Consider the following 15,847-nt stretch of genomic DNA (forward strand, 5'->3'; position numbering starts at 1 on the left):
GGTAACGGGCGGGCTTGGGCTTGCTCATGCCACCCGTCTAACCGCATGGATTCGTGATGTGAATCCTTCACGGCGAGAGTTCTGCAACAATGCCACAGAGCACCAGCACGATGGAGTGCCAGCAGACCCTCGATGAACAGGCGCCGGAACAGGCGCGAGAGCACCCTCACATGCAGGAAGAAGTCCGGGCGGCAGGGCACCCACCGGGTGCCGTCGGGCGACAGGCCGCCGCCCGGAACGATCATGTGGATGTGGGGATGGTGCGTCAGCGCCGAACCCCAGGTATGCAGCACGCTGGTCATGCCGACCTGCGCGCCCATGCGCCAGGGATCGGCAGCGATGGTCATCACTGTTTCGGCCGAGGCACGAAACAGCAGATCGTAGACCGCCTTCTTGTTCCAGAACGCGATCTGCGCGATCTCGGCCGGCAGGGTGAAGACGACGTGGAAATACTCCACGGGCAGCAGGTCTTCGGCGCGCGCGGCCATCCAGTCGCGCGCCGCCGGTCCCTGGCATTTGGGGCAATGCCGGTTCTTGCAGGAATTGTACGCGACATGGCGATGACCGCACTTGCCGCACGCGGCCACATGCCCGCCGAGCGCCTCGGTCCGGCAGGTCTCGATCGCCGACATCACCTTCAGCTGGCTCAGGCTGACATGCCCCGCATTGGCCTGCCGCCAAGCAGGTCCATAGGCACGGAAGATGTCAGCCAGCTCCAGCTTCGGCCGGAGCACCCCGGCGCCCGGTCACTCCAGGCTTCGCTTCACCGTCTGGTCCTGCAACTTGGCCAGCATCTCTTAGGGGCTGACGGTGTCGCGGATCGTCTTGGTGGCCACATGGGTGTAACGCGCGGTGGTCGTCAGCTTGGCGTGGCCGAGCAGCACCTGGATCACCCGCACGTCAGTGTTGGCCTCGAGGCGGCGCGGCTTTCGCCTGAAGCTGCCTGTCTGCCTGCTGCTGCCGTGCAGCATGACGCGAAGGCTTATCCCTTTGAATCCGGTGCGCACATCATCTTGCGATCGGCGATCTGGTGTTCGGGCTGGGTCTCCTTCCGGGAATGCGTGGATATCCCGGAAGGGCGTAATCATACTCTACGGAGGCCGGCGCGCCCCGCGCGCGCCTTGTCTGCATCCTCATGATCGAACGCAGGCTCGAGCGTCTTGATCTCCGCGCCCGAGAGGCCGGACTGGCGCATCAGGCTCTTCCAGTTTGCCGCGATCGTCGTCGCCATGGCACTAGCTCGCGTGACCGCGTCCTCCCGGCTCAGGTCGAAGAACTCGGCCGCCTCCAGCGCAAGATCGAGGGACGCTTCGAACGGTTCGCCCTCCATGATCGCCGTTTTGAGGTAGCGGTGTCTTTCGGGCTGCGGGTTCACGTCAAAAAGTGGAGAAAGGCGCCAGAGGTTGTCACCGGCATAGAGGAAGCCATGGTTCTTCAGATGGTCGTCGGTGTTCGTGACAAGCACGGTGAAGAGCATGCGGGCCCACAGCTCATGCAGGTCCTCCCGCGGCGTCTTGCTGATCTCCCGGATGACCTCGGCGATCTCGGTGTAGGACCCCTGCTCCGCCCCGGACCGGCCCAGGGCCGTGCGTGCGGAGAAATAGGGAATGCGTGCAGAGCGCCGCCTATCGAAGCGCCGGATCAGCGCGACGGGATGGTCGGTGGCCTCCAGCATCAGGCGTGCGTCCGGTGTCCGAAGGCCGCACTGCCGGGCCAGGTGCAGCGTTGCGACCTCGATCCGCTCGACGGGACTCTGGTCGCCGATGGAGGAAAATTTGGCGATCCACAGCGCCTCGGCGTCCTGGACGCTGGCTTTGGGCCGGGCCCCGCCGATCGACCCCCCGGCGCCAGCGAGGCGTCGCAGATCCTCGTTCGACATTTCCCGCCGCTGCTCGATGCGCGCGGCCATCGCGCGCAGTTCATCGAGCTGAATGAGGTGAGGGACCGGGGTATGGTTTCCGGTGATCACCGCACCGGCCCCGTCCGTGAAGCGCAGGGCGCCCTGGCGTGTCGCGTCGTCTGCCAGGGTGAGCATGTCGAACTCGGACAGGCCTGCCCCGTGGATACGTTCCATCAGCAGACGCCCCCAGGCATCAGGCGTCGCGTCCTGGAAAACGGCCGGCAGACTGTCGCGCGGATCGCCGCCCGCACCCATCGATGCGTAGAAGGGCGCAAGCCCCAGCCGCAGGGTTGGCGAGAGTGAGAAGCCGCGCGCGTCCTCTACCCAGGACTCCAGGTAGCGGAACTCGGAATACTGCCGCCCCTTCTCATGCGTGAAGTGCATCTGCCCCACCGGCAGGAGGGTGTCACCGATGCAGACGTTAGCCGTCTTCTTGTGTGAAGGACTCGCCATCAGAACCCGACCCCCTCATCGTCGTCGGTGGGGGCGTCCGTTCGATCGACGGGCGTGACCCGGCGCTTGCCGAACGTCTTGCCGCGCTTCGGCAAGGACTCGACGGCGCGGGAGAGGCCGACGGGATCCGTCTCGATACGTACGATCCGGGCGAGTGCATCGGGCTCCCCCAAGGCCGCCAGAACCAGGGCGAGATTTCCGATCCCGACCCCGGGATCGCCAAGCTCGATGCGCTGGACCGTCTTCTCGGATACGCCCGCGCGCTGTGCGAGATCAAGCCGCGCAAGACCCCGGGAAAGGCGCGCGACCTTGACGTTGCGCCCGAGTTCGGTCAGGGATCTTTTCGCACGAAGGTTTGACATTCTGTTGGTCTTATATGGCCTGTTGAACGATCTTGAAGGTCATATGTGACCAATAGCGATGATGGTCAAGGGCGGCGGCGCGGATTCTGGATACGTCAGATGGACCCCGCACTTTCACCTGCGCGCTGACCTTGCGTCATCGATCCCGGCGTCGATGATGGGCGAGGGGAGTCATCAGACCGGTCAGGGTCGAGTGTTCTGTACGAAACCGGTTCTCGCAGGAGATCAGGCGCCAACCCCGGTACCCACTGATGCGTGCGCCGGACTTGAAGCGCACCGAGCCTGATGGCGGCGCCTGAAGCGGAAGCCTCCATCGATCATCCCTGCACCCAGGGCCCATCCCACTCCCAGCGATCATGCATCTCGCGACCGGCCCTGGACGGGTATCCCTACTTCGGAATCCTGGACGGGCTGAACTTAACACGTGGGTCTGTCTCGTCGCTGAAGGGTATCGGCGGCGACGGGTTCACCATGCAGATTTCCGCCCCCGTCCAACCGGGCAACTCGGGTGGACCCCTCCTGAACGAATATGGGCAGGTCGTTTGAGTGGTCGTGGCGCGCCTCGACAAGGCGGCGATCGCGAAGGCAACGTGCAGCCGGGGGACCTTCCAGCGGCTCGCTGCGGACATTGGACCTGCCCTGTGTCCCAGGGGCAGGTGCGGCGGTCTTTCTTGAGGGGCCGCCTGCGACTCCGCGCCCGAGGCGACGACCCGCAGCTTCGGTCGGTGGCTCAGAACCGCGCAGGCGAGGATGGACAGTATGGTGCGGTGCTTTGGGGGCGATCGCGAGGGTGCGCGGTTTCTGTCGGAGGGCATCGACTGTGAAGCCACCGGTTGATGCCCGCCGCATCGGCCGACTGAAGGCCGGGGGCTCGGCAGACCCTAATGAAAATCCCGGCTGGGAAAGAGGCGCCTGGCCTGGTCGCGCGGGTGGCGGGCCGAGGGCCGCAGGCTGCCGCCCGCGGGGCGGCGGGTTTCGTCGCCGCGGCCGTCATTGGGTGCGATCAGCACCGGGCGGCCGAGGGTGGCAAGCCGCGGCGACAGATCCTCGACCCGCTCGGCGATGACATGCACCACCGGGCCGTCGCGTTCGATCCGGCCGGTGACGCGCAAGAGCCGCCCGGCGATCACCGCCTGGCGGAAGCTTTCGTAGACCCGCGTCCAGACCACGACATTCGCCACGCCGGTTTCGTCCTCGAGCGTGAGGAAGATCACGCCCGAGGCGGTGCCGGGCCGCTGGCGGGTGATGACAAGGCCGGTGACGGTGACACGGCCCTTCGCCCTGGCCAGTTGATCGTGGGGCAGGCTTTCGGGCAGGGCCGGGCGCAGCAGTTCCAGCGGGTGGGCACGCAGCGAGAGCCGCAGCGACAGGTAATCCTCGATCACCTCCTGCCCCAGCGTCATCGGCGGCAGCGTGACCTTCGGTTCCCGGTCCCCCTCGCCATCCGAGCCGAACAGCGGCAGGGGGGCCGGCGCCCGCAGCGCGCGCGCGGCCCAGAGCGCATCGCGGCGGGCAAGACCCAGGGCGGCGAAGGTGTCGCCCTCGGCCAGCCGTTCCAGCGCATCCGGCCCGACCCCCGCCCGGCGCCACAGGCTTTCGACATCCGGATAGCCATTGCCGCGGGCGGCGGCGATCCAGGCGGCATCCTCGGCGCGCAGGCCCTTGATCTGGCGGAACCCCAGCCGCAGCGCCAGCGCCCCGTCCGAGCGCGGCTCCAGCGTGCAGTCCCAGTGGGAATGGTTGACCGAGACCGGGCGCACCTCGACCCCGTGCTCGCGTGCGTCGCGGACAAGCTGCGCGGGGGCGTAGAAACCCATCGGCTGCGCGTTGAGCAGCGCGCAGGTGAAGATTGCCGGGTGGTGGCATTTCAGCCAGGCCGAGACATAGACAAGGCGCGCAAAGCTGGCCGCGTGGCTTTCGGGGAACCCGTAGGAGCCGAACCCCTCGATCTGGGCGAAGCAGCGTTCGGCAAAACCGGCATCATGGCCGCGTTCCAGCATCCCCGACACGAAGCGGTCGCGGAAGCCGCCGATGGTGCCCATCCGCTTGAAGGTGGCAAGGCTGCGGCGCAGCCGGTCGGCCTCGGCCGGCGTGAAGCCCGCGGCGACCACGGCGATCTGCATCGCCTGTTCCTGGAACAGCGGCACGCCATAGGTGCGGCCCAGCACCTCCATCATTGCCGGGCCCAGATCCTCGACCGGCTCGCGGCCCATCCGTCGGTTCAGGAAGGGATGCACCATGCCGCCCTGGATGGGCCCCGGGCGGACGATGGCGACCTCGCAGATCAGATCGTAGAAGGTGCGCGGCCGCATCCGGGGCAGGAAGTTCAGCTGCGCCCGGCTTTCGACCTGGAACACGCCGATGGCATCGGCGCGGCAGAGCATGTCATAGACCCGAGGATCCTCGGGCGGGACATTGGCCAGGGTCAGGTGCTGCCCGAGATGGGTTTCCAGAAGCCCGAACGCCTTGCGGATCGCGGTCAGCATCCCCAACGCCAGCACGTCCACCTTCATCAGCCCCAGCGCGTCGATGTCGTCCTTGTCCCATTCGATGACGGTGCGATCCTCCATCGCCGCGTTCTCGATCGGGCAGAGTTCATCCAGCCGGCCCTGGGTGATGACGAAGCCGCCGACATGCTGGGACAGGTGGCGGGGAAAGCCGATGATCTCGGCGATCAGGCGGGTGGCCAGCCTGACGCGATGGTCGGCGGGGTTCAATCCCGCCTCGCGCAGCCGATCCTCGCCCGGCGCGGTCGAGGACCAGCCCCAGATCTGCCCCGACAGCCGCGCGATCACGTCCTGGCTCAGCCCCATGACCTTGCCGACCTCGCGGATCGCGGCGCGGCTTCGGAAATGGATCACCGTGGCGGTCAGCCCGGCACGGTGGCGGCCGTAGCGGTCATAGATCCACTGGATCACCTCCTCGCGGCGCTCGTGTTCGAAATCCACGTCGATATCGGGCGGCTCGCCGCGTTCCTTCGAGATGAACCGCTCGAAGATCAGGGTGATGGATTCGGGCGGCACCTCGGTGATGCCCAGCAGGTAGCAGACCACCGAATTGGCCGCCGAGCCACGCCCCTGGCAGAGGATGCCGCGGGATCGCGCGAACTGCACGATGTCGTGGACGGTCAGGAAATAGGGCGCGTAGCCCACCTCGCGGATCAGGGTCAGTTCCTTGTCGACGCGGGCCACGATCCTGGGCGGCGGACCTTCGGGATAGCGCCAGGCCAGCCCCTCGCGCGTCAGCCGCTCCAGCCGGTCCTGCGCGGGTTCGCCGTCCCGGGCCTCGTCCGGGTACTGATAGCGCAGGTCATCCAGCCGGAAGGCGCAGGCATCGGCGATCTCGATCGTGCGGCGGATCGCGGCGGGGTAGCGGTGGAACAGCCGCGCCATCTCGGCCCCCGATTTCAGCCGTCGTTCGCCATTGGCAAGGCGCCGGGTGCCGATCGTGTCGATGGTGCAGCCCTCGCGCAGGCAGGTCAGCACATCGGCCAGCGGGCGGCGGTGGGCGCGGTGCATCAGCACCGCGCCCACCGCGACCATCGGCAGGCCGGTCGCCTGCGCCATCCCGGCCAGCCGGTCGAGCCGGACCTTGTCGCGCCCGTCATACTGCGGCGCCGCCCCCAGAAAGCAGCGCCCCGGAAAGCGGCGGGCAAGGCGGCGCAGGTCCGGGGGGGTGTCATGTTCCATCGGGTCGGGGGGCAGCGCGATCAGGATCAGGCCCTCGCCCCACGCCTCAAGATCGGCGCGGGTAAGGTGGCATTGCCCCTTTGCCGCCCGCCGCTTGCCGAGTGACAGCATCCGCGTCAGCCGCGACCAGGCGGCGGCATCGGCGGGCAGCGCCAGCCACTCGACCGGGCTGTCGGCCAGCACGAGCCGGGCCCCCACGACAAGCTTCGGCAGCATCGCGGGCCGGGCAAGGGGTACGGTGTCCGCCGTGACGCTCTGCCGGCTGGAATGGTCCATCATCCGCTGCGAACGGATCGCGGGGCCTTCATCCGCCAGCCGCGCCAGTTCCTTCAGCGCCGAGAACGCCCGCACCACCCCCGCGACCGAATTGCGGTCGGTGATCGCGATGGCGTCCAGCCCCAGTTCGGCGGCGCGCACCACCAGTTCCTCGGGATGCGAGGCGCCGGTGAGGAAGGTGAAATTGGTGGTCACGCACAGCTCGGCATAGCGGGTCATGCGAATTCCCCCTGCACCTGCCAGCCGGGCGCCTGCGGCGTGTGAAAAAGCCACAGCCGCGGGCCCTGTTTCGTCTCGATCCGCCAGTAATCGCGCAGCCCCGTGCGCCAGGCCGGATCGTCCAGCCACCATTCCGGCGCGATGCGTTCCGGGCCGATGGCACGTAGCGTGGCGAAGTCCATCCGCCGCCAGCGAAACCGCGCGGGCGGGTGGCCGGAAACGGCACTGACCGGCTCGGGCGGAAAGAGCGTGATCGGCCGCGCGGGGCCGCGGTGCGGCGGTTCCGGAGCGGGGGCGCTGTAGGCGGCGGGGGCGATCAGGAAACTGCGCTCGGGGATGCGGCTGTCGGCGGGCAGCAGGCGCAGCACCCGGTCAAAGCCGATCCGGTTGCCCAGCCGCGAGACCAGATCGGCCAGCGCATCCTCGCCCCGCACCGCAACGCCACCGCCGATCTGTTCGGGCGCCAGCGGTTCGGTGACCGTCGCGCTCAGCCGCAGCGCGTCGATGCCGAAACCGGCGTCGATCTCCTGCACCCCCTTGACGAACAGCGCCGCGATCCGGTCGGGGTCGCGCAGCGGGCGGGCAAGGCCGATCTCGATATGGGCGGTGCCGCGATCCACCCGGCGCAACTCCAGCCGCAGCCGCCGCGCACCGCGGTGATGCAGGGACAGCATCCGGCAAAGCCGGTCGAGCAGGCGGGCCAGCCCCGCCATCACATCGGCCTGCAACCCGATCGGCTCGGGCAGGGTCATCCGCACCCCGAAATGCGGCGGATCGGGGTCCGCGGCCACTGGTTCGGGCTGATGGCCCAGGACCTGGTCCAGCCGCAGCACCAGCCCCGGCCCGAAGCGCCGGGCGAGCGGCGCCCGCGGCAGCGCGGTCAGATCGGCGATGCGGGTCAGCCCCACGCGCGCCAGCGCCTCGGCCGTCGCATGGTCGATGCGCAGCGCCGAGACCGGCAGCCGCCCGACCCCCTCGGCCAGCGCGCCCTCGGTCACGATCCCGCCGCCATGCCGCGCCAGCGCATGGGCCGCCCCACGGCTGCCGGCGATGGCGCTGGCCGCCGTCAGCCCCGCACGGTCCAGCCGGGCATGCAGGTCGGCGCGCAACTCCTCCTCGCTGCCGAAAAGATGCGCCACGCCGGTGATGTCCGCGATCAGCCCGTCCGGCCCGTCGGCCGCCACCATCGGCGCATAACGCCCCGCCCAGCGGCGCAGGCCGGCCAGCGCCGCCGCCTCGCGCGCCAGACCGGCGGGGCGGGTGGCCAGATCGGGGCAGATCGCGCGGGCATCGGCAAGCGCCATGCCGCGCGACAACCCGCGCGCCTCGGCCTCAGGGGTCAGGCAGTGCAGGTGGTCGGCATTGCCCGAACGCAAGGTCAGCGCGAACGGCCCCGGGACGGGGCGGCGGCGCAGGCTCGTGTCGCTCGCCAGCCGTGGAAACCAGATCGAAAGCAGCCGATGTGCCATCCCAGTGCAAGGTCCGCAATCCAATTGTTCCCTTTTTGTTCTTGATAAGGGACCAGCGGTGCAGAGTCGAGTCCGCCGCATCGGTGGCAAGGGGCTCGCAGCGCCAGCGCGTCTCGGCGGCGTTGCTGCCCGCGCCCTCGCGGATCAGCATGAGGCCAGTGGTTTGCCCAGCCTCGGCCGCCAGTTGCAACCGGCGGCCCGCGATCAGCGACAGGGGCTTTTCCGGCTCGGCGATCACCAGGCCGACAGGGGCGGCGCGCAGCGATTCCTCGGTCGCCCACATGAGGTCGATCTCGCCCTTCGGCCGCAGCAGGTGCAGGCGGCTGGCGATTCCCGGCGGCAGACCGGGCAGCATCGGCATCTGGGGGGCATGGGCGGGCAGGATCCAGACCAGCGGGCCGGGATGGCGCGCGGCCTGGAACACCGCAAAGGCGCGGCGCCCCGACCCCTCGGCCTCGTGCATGCGGGCGGGGCGAAGGTGAAAGGGATCCGGTCGCATCGGTGTTCGCAGTCCTGGCCCGTGATGACCGCTCGCCCTCGGGCAGCGGTTTCCCTTTGCTGCCCGGATCCGTCCACGCCGATGGCCAACAAGCGGCTGGCCCTCACGTGACCACGGCGGACAGGCGGGAAGCTCATGGGAACAATGGGGGAACATGGTCGCGCGAACAAGCGAATATCGGCGGCAGATCTCTCAGCCGCCTGTCCGGCGGAGAGGGAAATCAGGCGCGCCCGCATGTTGATTTCCACCCAGAATTGAGCCGGGTTTTCCATCGAGAAGTGAGCCACGTCTGACTATGGATTTCGTGTTATTCTGGGATCAAGGGATGGCTTGTCTCCTTACTTCTTGCGCGCGGCGGCTGAACCGGCCTTGAAGCGGAAGCTGTCGTTTCCGGTCTCCAGAATGTGGCAGCGGTGGGTAAGCCGGTCGAGCCGGGCGGTGGTCATCTTGGCGTCGCCGAAGACCGTGGCCCATTCGCTGAAGCTGAGGTTCGTTGTGATCACGACGCTGGTGCGCTCGTAGAGCTTGCTCAGGCCCGGTCCGGAAAACCGGAGATCCAGCGCGGTTCGATGAGGACGGCATGCGCCCGATGCCGGTCAGCGGCGGCGAGACGCGCCCGGGCTGACGGCAGCGGCGTTTCGCCAGGCATTCAACCCCTTGCAGCGCCGGCAGATACGCTCTCCGAAGCCTTCGCTCCTGAATACGGCGTCGCAGCGAAGGCACCGACGCTCGCGTGGTATGTCGCCCAAGGCCCGTTCGGGCGCAATGTCGAGCGTTGCGGCTTGAGCCATCATCTTGTTCGCCGTCATGTCTGCCCTGCTGCGAGTCGGGTGCGCGAGGGTGGCGACGTTTCCGGCCGTGAAGGCATGCCTTCGTTTTCGGCGGCCTGGATTGACGATTTGTCCCGTGCCCGTTGGCTGACCGATGTCAACTCCGGCAGATCCCTGTCGAACCGGGGCGTCCCGCGCCCCGAGTAGAGATGTCTCAGATACGCCTCGGAGACGCCATCGGCCTGCATCACGAGGCGCACCATCGGATCGGCCAGCATTTCCTCGAGGAAGACGTCGGACAACGCCCTGCCCGTCAGCTTGTCCCTGGCACGTGCATGGTCGAGGTCGGCAAGGGAAACGGTCAGGGTCCTCGCAAGCCCGGGATGCGAAGTCCGAGGATGAAGCTTCACCAGAACGGACGCTTTCCAGGCCTCGGGATGCAGATGGTCCAAGGGCGAAACCAGTTCGGTTTCGATCTCGTACTCGCCCGCCGGGAGCGTCTCGGCAAAGTCCGGAACGGTGAACTGTCGGGCGAAAACCGCAACGGTCCTGCTCGTCAGATCGTCCATCGGCTTGATCCTCTCCCGTGGTGCCGCGGGCGGTCCGCGCCCCCTTTATGAAAGGGGCGCATGGCCTGTGCACGTCTCAAGGTGTCTTGGATTTCGGTGGCACTTCCTTGCCGGTGGCCTTGGGATCGTTCGCGTTGGCAGGGGCCTTTGCTGTTTCGGCAGGCTCCGGCGTCGTTGCGGCCGCAGCCCTGGCGCTCAGGTCCTTGAAGGACATGTCATCGATCCTTTGATTGGCCGGTGCCGAATTCCTCGTCCACAACGGACCGGGATGTTTGGCACCGATGATATCAACATGGGGGCTGGCGACCCGAATTACGATGGTGCGCCGCAAAGGAAACCGAGGTCATGCCAGTTCGTCGGTCCACACCTTGAATTCCGTCAAAGTGTTCTGGCCGAATGTCTGGGTCAGGGGCACGTCGGCGGCATCGCGACCGCGGGCGATCAGAATTCTCGCAAACCGCGGTTTGTTGTTGCGGGGATCGAACATCATCCATTCGCCAGAAAGGAACACCTCCATCCACGCGGCGAAGTCCCCGGGCGGATGCGGCAGGGGCTCACCGATGTCACTCAGATATCCGGTGCAGTAGCGCGCCGGAATGTTCATGCAGCGACACAAGGCGATGGCGAGATGGGCAAAATCGCGGCAGACACCCTGCCGCTCGGCCAGGGTCTGTGACGCGGTGCGTGTCGCCTTCGCCTGCATGTAGTCGAAGCGGACATGCCCGTGCACGAAATCGCAGATCGCCTGAACCCGTGACCATCCGGGTTCGGTGGTCTCGAAAAGGCGCCACGCTTCCTCCGACAGAAGGTCGGTATCGCAGTACCGGCTTCCCTGCAGGAATACGAGCGTCTCGGATGGCAGATCCTGAACCGCGTGCTGCTGCGCGTCAGGAAACGCGGGATCGGGTCGGCCAGTGTCGCGGAAGACGCCATCGGTCGACAGGGAGAAGTCGCCCGCCGGAGCCAGGAGGCGCGTACACCAGTTGCCGAAGCCGTCCCGGTAGCTCTCGAGCGGCACACTCGGCGACGTCACAAGATAATCTGCGCGCTCCAGGTCCCCGAAGCGCGAGTAGTGCACGTTCAGCAGCGCGATCAGCGGCGTCGGCTGGGGGAAGCTGTAGCGCAGACGGCACCCGATGCTGACGCGAATGCCGGAGCCGCCGGCACGAGGAGGAGCATGCACATTATCGGCCAAGGACGCAGGCTCCACCCGAAAGCCGGAAGCCCTGGTCGCAGCGCCACCGGTTGCCGGATCGATCGAGATAGGCGTTCTCCGGCAGATCGATGGCGACGCAGGCGCCGTTCAGCGGCTCGTATCCACGCCCGCAGCGCCAGCCCGGACCGTAGGCGTCCGGGTCCAGGAAGGCATTTGCCGGGATGACAACGGCGCCGCACCTCCCCTCGGTCTCGACAAATCCTCTTTCGCACGCCCAGGCGGCGCCATGGCTTGCATTGGTCAGATATGCGTTCTCCGGCACGGAAATCGGCAGGCAGGTCCCCGCATCCGCTTTGTAACCGCGATCACATGCCCAACCCGCCCCGGAGGTATCCTCTGTCAGATAGGCATGCCTGGGCAGAACGATGGACACACATGCGTCGCGCTCCTGCCGGTACCCGCGGTCACATTGCCAATCGTAGCCGGAAGACCGGAGGAAGGCATTGGCGGGCACCGGGATCGGATTGCAGGATATCCCGCCAACCTCTTCGTACCCGCGGCGGCACGCCCAGCCCGGCCCGTAGGAGTGTCCGGTCGCATAGGCGTTCTGAGGCAGATGGACTTCAACGCAGGCTCCGCCGCTCGCGCGGAAGCCGAGATCACAGTCCCATCCCCCGCCATGGCTCCGCGTCTGCGCGTTCTGCGGAACCGGGCCGGTTCCATCCTGTGCGACCACCGGAAAGGCAAGAGACGCGATCACGCCGGCCATGACAGCCCGCCTCGGGATCAGTCGTGCCAGCGGATGTGTCGTCGGTTTCTTGTTGTGTCTCATCGGCTTTCTCCTGCCAGACCAGGTTCGTCCTGTTACCGCGCTTTCCGTCGAATGACTCCGCTGGAGCGTGCCCGTTCGCCGCCCGGGCCGCGCGCCGGGTGAAGTCTTCGACGTCGTCGTCGGTTTCGCGGTGGTCGTATTCGTGCTGCGCCCTTCGCATCGGTTCAAGGGCCTGCACGGCCGAACGATCTCCCTTCCTGTAGGTCAGGATCATTCGACGGGCGCTGACGCATGTTAGTCCCAGGCTCCGAACCTTTTGCGCCCCGCCCTCGGAGAGTCCGCAGCACTGACCTGTGTAAGGGCGCCGGGGCGGACCGGGGCGTAGCCTTGGGGGAACCGGGGCGATCCGCGCCCCTGCAACCAAGGGACGGAATCACCATGCCCGAACCCAATGCTCTCAACCCGCACCCGCCCGAGTTCGAGCGCTTTCTCTATGCCCCCGTCGGGGAGGATCGGAACGGATATGTCGTGACGGTTCTCTCGACGCTCGCGCGGCTCGGTCTCGACCCCTGGACCGAAACCGCCGATCTTGTCACGCTGGGGCGCGACGCCGCGCGCGTGCGGCTGGGGGCATTGCTGTCACGGTTTCGGGACGTGCCCGCGCTCGCGGGCGATCACGGCAGGGTTGCACGGGACCTGAGCCAGCTGCTTCCGGCAGGCCCGCCCAAAGGCCCCCTGATGCAGGCGGCCTCGACGGTCGCCGATGGCCGCCTGGGCGCAAGCCGTACGCTCTGGGCGATCTTCGCGATTCTGGTCGTGCTGTTTCAAGTGCTGTTGGCTGGCGGATCGGGGTCAGGCGAATGACCGTTTCCACTCGGAACGCCAGGACGCCGGGTCATGCCGCCCACAAGGCCGGCACCCTGTCGCCAGGCGAGCAGGAGGTCCTCTGGGATATCGAGGAACACTTCTGGACCAGCGGCGTGGACAGCGCGCGCGCGACGACGGCGACCAACGCCGTCATGATCTTTCCCTATCCGCCCGGCATCCTCCAGGGAGACCAGATCTGGACCCATCTTCGGGAGAGGACCGGCTGGCGGTCTATCGCCATGGCCGAGCGGCGCGTGACGCGGTGTGGTGACATCGCCATCCTCACCTACCGTGTCTCGGCCGAGAAACCCGACGTGCCGATCACCAAGGCGCTCTGCGCGTCCACATACCTTCACGATGACGACAGATGGCTGAGAATCTCCCACCAGCAAACGCCCGTGACTTGAGATGGGCCTTTCGGGAGCGTCGGTCAGGTCACGCGTCCGTGGACGGGTTGCCGATGTGTGTGTTTCGGCACCCACTCCCGACCCGGCCGCCGACCAGATCGACCTTCGGCAGGCGTCCGGACTAACCTGCGTCAGTGCGGCAGGGCTCGGACATCGGCTAAGTGAGACGTGCCCGCCGAATGTTTGGCGGCACGGTATTTCCGAGTACCCGAGAAGCGTGTGGGCGCGCCGGTCCCGAGAGGGTCGACATACCGGCACGCTTCTTATTCTCGGACCGTCCATGAAAGGACAATTCCAATGACTCCCGAACAGACCAGGACCGCCGACAAGATGAAATCCGTCAAGGCAGTGTGGGACAAGGCACCTTCGGGCCCCAAGAAGGACGCGGCCCTGAAGCACTACCAGGCCGCCGCGAAGGCGCACACGGCGAAGAACGACGCCGAGACCAACAAGGAACTCGATGCGGCGACCCACGCTCTCGCGTGACCTCCGGCGTCTGACGTGATCACCGGGGCCGCCTGCCGAGCAAAGGAGGGCGGTCCTCTCATTTCAGGAGCGGCCCGATCTGATCCAGATATCCCGGATCGAACCCGGCGAGTTCCACCAGCCGCCCATGGTCGTGAAACGTCACATGGCCGTCCCGAAAGGTCACCAGCCCGTCCTCGCGCAGCTGCCGCAGGACGCGGTTCACATGGACCGCACTCAGCCCCAGCGCATCGGCAAGGTGGTATTGCGTCAGCGGGCAGTCGTACCCTTCCTTGCCGCCCATGCCCACCAGCGCCAGCCGCGACCCCAGCTCCAGCAGGAAATGCGCCATGCGGGCCTCCGCATCGCGCCGGCCGATCCCGACGAGGTGCTCGACCACCATCGCCTCGTCCCGTGACGCCGCCCAGAGAATCGCGGTCGCCAGGCGAGGGGTCTGCGCGAACGCCTCGAGAAGGTCGCTCGTCAGCACTTCGGCAGCCTCGATGTCCACGATCGGTTCGAAGCTGTGGTCCGAGGTGCGCAAGAGAACGCTGCGCAAGCCGAGGAAATCCCCGGGCACCTGGAAATCCACGATCTGCCGCGTCCCGTCGGGCTGCAGCTTGTAGGAACAGACCCAACCCGCGGACAGAATGTAGGCCGCCTGCCCGGACTGCCCCTGATGCACCATGTCCCGCCCTGCGACGAAGGTCCGGCGGCGCTGGTGCAGGCGTCGGAGCACCACAAGCTCGGCCTCCGACAAGACGACGAAGGCCGAGAGCTTGCGGGTGAGCGGGCTGGTCGCCGTGATGTTCATGGGCCCCTCGCGGTGGTGACGATCCCCTATGCTTGCCATACCGGAAGATTTCGACCCGGCGACTGCTTCAGATCAGTCCATCATACCGCATTTCCTGCGACAAAGGGCGGATCAGTTGGCACGCCAGGGTCAACCACGCCACTTCGTAGCAAGGATTGCCCACGATGCCCGACCAGACAGATCATGCCGGCATGGCGGCCCTTTCGATCTGCGAAGCGCTTCTGCTTGCGATGAACGATCACAAGCTTTTGCCCGAGCACGAGATCATGGGGGTTCTCCGTGATGCCGCGGCGACCCACGAGAACGCCACCGGCCCGGACGTCGAAACGCACCGGGCCGTGGCAGTTCTCATCAACCGGATCATCGCCGGCGGCAACTCCGTTCGCAGGCCGTAATCCCGACATGCCCAACCGCCGGGCAGCCGGGATGGCCGCGACCCCTTCGTCCGCGGCATTCCCCTAAGCGCGCCGGTCTTCGTCCCCGACAAGACGGCCATCCTCCAGCGTCAGGACCCGGTCCGCACGATCGAGAATGCGATTGTCATGCGTGACCATCAGAGTGCTGGTGCCCCGCGCCTGTCCCAGCCGCTTCAGAAGATCGACCACGTTGGCGGCCGTGTCCCAGTCGAGGGCGGCCGTGGGCTCGTCGGCCAGAACGACGTCCGGGTTGCCCACGATGGCCCGGCCGATCGCAACCCGCTGCTTCTGCCCGCCCGAGAGGTTCGCGGGCAGGTAATCGAGCCGGTCGGCAAGCCCGAGAAGACCCAGAACATGGGCCGCGGCGCGATCCGACGCGGTCTTGTCGATATGACCCTTCACCTGCAGACCCATCAGCACGTTCTGGCGTGCGGTTAGGCTTTCGTGAAGGTTGTGTGCCTGGAAGATGAAGCCGAGGCGTCGCCGCAGACGGACGTTCTGCGCGGGCGTCGCGTGGCGCAGTTCCTTGCCCAGCAGGATGACGGAGCCATCCTGTATTTCGCGCAAGCAGCCCAGCAGGGTCAGCAGCGTGGTCTTGCCGGACCCCGAGGCGCCGACCATCACGACGAAACTGCCGCGCTTGATCCGCAGATCGATATCGAACAACGCCTGCTTGCGCGCCTCGCCCGTTCCGAACCAGTGGTTCAGGGCGCTGGCCTGAATGGAGAAATCCTCGTCTGGCAT

At 67.1% G+C, this 15,847-nt stretch carries 17 protein-coding genes and 2 pseudogenes; 5 read left to right on the forward strand and 14 right to left on the reverse strand.

The features are described from left to right. The 4 genes and pseudogenes from EV655_RS16735 to EV655_RS16750 form a co-directional block, all read right to left on the reverse strand. Nucleotides 1–734: IS91 family transposase (locus EV655_RS16735; protein ID WP_243645120.1), on the reverse strand; the 734-nt coding region annotated here is incomplete at its 3' end. 63 nt (nt 735–797) lie between these two features. Then, a pseudogene (locus EV655_RS16740) lies at nt 798–917 on the reverse strand (tyrosine-type recombinase/integrase); the annotation flags it as partial. Between the two features lie 167 nt (nt 918–1,084). Beyond that, entirely contained in the window at nt 1,085–2,353 is a 1,269-nt protein-coding gene (locus tag EV655_RS16745; protein ID WP_132546508.1) for a type II toxin-antitoxin system HipA family toxin, read from the reverse strand. Then, nucleotides 2,353–2,715: a helix-turn-helix domain-containing protein gene (locus EV655_RS16750; RefSeq protein WP_132546509.1), complete on the reverse strand. Its 363-nt coding sequence runs from the start codon at nt 2,713–2,715 to the stop codon at nt 2,353–2,355. The genes EV655_RS16745 and EV655_RS16750 overlap by 1 nt, the downstream gene beginning before the upstream one ends. A gap of 285 nt (nt 2,716–3,000) precedes the next feature. Here EV655_RS16750 and EV655_RS16755 point away from each other — a divergent pair, with 285 nt between their 5' ends. Beyond that, nucleotides 3,001–3,261, forward strand: coding sequence for a trypsin-like peptidase domain-containing protein (locus EV655_RS16755; RefSeq protein WP_132546510.1), 261 nt, complete (start codon nt 3,001–3,003; stop codon nt 3,259–3,261). A 335-nt stretch (nt 3,262–3,596) separates the two neighbouring features. On the opposite strand, the gene EV655_RS16760 is transcribed toward EV655_RS16755, so the two are convergent. From EV655_RS16760 to EV655_RS16790, 8 genes and pseudogenes are all read right to left on the reverse strand, one after another. After that, complete coding sequence (locus tag EV655_RS16760) at nt 3,597–6,899, reverse strand: error-prone DNA polymerase (RefSeq protein WP_132546511.1); 3,303 nt, start codon at nt 6,897–6,899, stop codon at nt 3,597–3,599. Beyond that, complete coding sequence (locus EV655_RS16765) at nt 6,896–8,347, reverse strand: Y-family DNA polymerase (protein WP_481404363.1); 1,452 nt, start codon at nt 8,345–8,347, stop codon at nt 6,896–6,898. Before EV655_RS16765 ends, EV655_RS16760 begins: the two co-directional genes overlap by 4 nt. Next, the gene (locus EV655_RS18925; RefSeq protein WP_243645121.1) at nt 8,232–8,831 is read right to left on the reverse strand and encodes an ImuA family protein; all 600 of its coding nucleotides are present in this window, start codon (nt 8,829–8,831) and stop codon (nt 8,232–8,234) included. Before EV655_RS18925 ends, EV655_RS16765 begins: the two co-directional genes overlap by 116 nt. Before the next feature lie 374 nt (nt 8,832–9,205). Then, nucleotides 9,206–9,400 (reverse strand): annotated as a pseudogene (locus EV655_RS16775) (ATP-binding protein); the annotation flags it as partial. 272 nt (nt 9,401–9,672) lie between these two features. Then, on the reverse strand, nt 9,673–10,206 hold the full coding sequence (locus EV655_RS16780) for a hypothetical protein (RefSeq protein WP_132546513.1): 534 nt from the start codon (nt 10,204–10,206) through the stop codon (nt 9,673–9,675). A gap of 76 nt (nt 10,207–10,282) precedes the next feature. Further along, a complete protein-coding gene (locus tag EV655_RS18755) occupies nt 10,283–10,420 on the reverse strand; it encodes a hypothetical protein (protein ID WP_165905384.1) in 138 nt (45 codons plus the stop codon). A gap of 129 nt (nt 10,421–10,549) precedes the next feature. Beyond that, nucleotides 10,550–11,356 (reverse strand): transglutaminase-like domain-containing protein, encoded by an 807-nt coding sequence (locus tag EV655_RS16785; protein ID WP_132546554.1) that lies wholly within the window; start codon nt 11,354–11,356, stop codon nt 10,550–10,552. A 34-nt stretch (nt 11,357–11,390) separates the two neighbouring features. Further along, the gene (locus EV655_RS16790; RefSeq protein ID WP_132546514.1) at nt 11,391–12,194 is read right to left on the reverse strand and encodes a hypothetical protein; all 804 of its coding nucleotides are present in this window, start codon (nt 12,192–12,194) and stop codon (nt 11,391–11,393) included. A gap of 378 nt (nt 12,195–12,572) precedes the next feature. Here EV655_RS16790 and EV655_RS16795 point away from each other — a divergent pair, with 378 nt between their 5' ends. The 3 genes from EV655_RS16795 to EV655_RS16805 all read left to right on the forward strand — a co-directional run bounded on the left by EV655_RS16795 (nt 12,573) and on the right by EV655_RS16805 (nt 13,894). Next, nucleotides 12,573–12,998 (forward strand): hypothetical protein, encoded by a 426-nt coding sequence (locus EV655_RS16795; RefSeq protein WP_132546515.1) that lies wholly within the window; start codon nt 12,573–12,575, stop codon nt 12,996–12,998. Beyond that, nucleotides 12,995–13,408, forward strand: coding sequence for a hypothetical protein (locus EV655_RS16800; protein ID WP_243645122.1), 414 nt, complete (start codon nt 12,995–12,997; stop codon nt 13,406–13,408). The genes EV655_RS16795 and EV655_RS16800 overlap by 4 nt, the downstream gene beginning before the upstream one ends. Before the next feature lie 297 nt (nt 13,409–13,705). Next, on the forward strand, nt 13,706–13,894 hold the full coding sequence (locus EV655_RS16805) for a hypothetical protein (protein ID WP_132546516.1): 189 nt from the start codon (nt 13,706–13,708) through the stop codon (nt 13,892–13,894). 58 nt (nt 13,895–13,952) lie between these two features. On the opposite strand, the gene EV655_RS16810 is transcribed toward EV655_RS16805, so the two are convergent. After that, nucleotides 13,953–14,687, reverse strand: coding sequence for a Crp/Fnr family transcriptional regulator (locus tag EV655_RS16810; RefSeq protein ID WP_132546517.1), 735 nt, complete (start codon nt 14,685–14,687; stop codon nt 13,953–13,955). Between the two features lie 164 nt (nt 14,688–14,851). On the opposite strand from EV655_RS16810, the gene EV655_RS16815 reads away from it, so the two are divergent. Next, a complete protein-coding gene (locus EV655_RS16815) occupies nt 14,852–15,082 on the forward strand; it encodes a hypothetical protein (RefSeq protein ID WP_132546518.1) in 231 nt (76 codons plus the stop codon). Between the two features lie 63 nt (nt 15,083–15,145). On the opposite strand, the gene EV655_RS16820 is transcribed toward EV655_RS16815, so the two are convergent. After that, nucleotides 15,146–15,847 carry an ATP-binding cassette domain-containing protein gene (locus EV655_RS16820; protein ID WP_132546519.1) on the reverse strand — a complete coding sequence of 234 codons (702 nt, stop codon included), beginning with the start codon at nt 15,845–15,847 and terminating at the stop codon, nt 15,146–15,148.

Source organism: Rhodovulum euryhalinum (genome assembly GCF_004342445.1).
GTDB classification, from domain to species: Bacteria; Pseudomonadota; Alphaproteobacteria; order Rhodobacterales; family Rhodobacteraceae; genus Rhodovulum; species Rhodovulum euryhalinum.